The organism is Streptomyces sp. BE303, assembly GCF_036290945.1.
Taxonomy (GTDB): Bacteria; Actinomycetota; Actinomycetes; order Streptomycetales; family Streptomycetaceae; genus Kitasatospora.
The window spans coordinates 1-208 of record NZ_JAQYWZ010000330.1 but is presented as its reverse complement, the minus strand read 5'-3'; the positions used below and the strand labels follow the sequence as shown (position 1 = coordinate 208).

Here is a 208-nt window from a genome sequence, read left to right as displayed (position 1 = left end):
GCGGTGGCGGACGAGCGCCGTCGCATCGCGCGGGAGCTGCACGACATCGTGGCGCACCACATCACCACCATGCAGCTGATGGCCGGCGGCGCCCGGGCCAACCTCGGCCGCGACACCGAGGTCGTGCGCGAGGCCCTCGTCTCGCTGGAGGGCTCCGGACGGATGGCCCTGCGCGAGATGCGCCAACTGCTCGACGTCCTGCGCGCCG

General features: G+C 74.0%; 1 protein-coding gene. It reads left to right on the top strand.

Annotated elements, in window-relative coordinates; genetic code table 11:
- On the top strand, window positions 1-208 hold a 208-nt coding region (locus PUR56_RS04375), incomplete at both ends, for a histidine kinase dimerization/phosphoacceptor domain-containing protein (protein WP_329947911.1).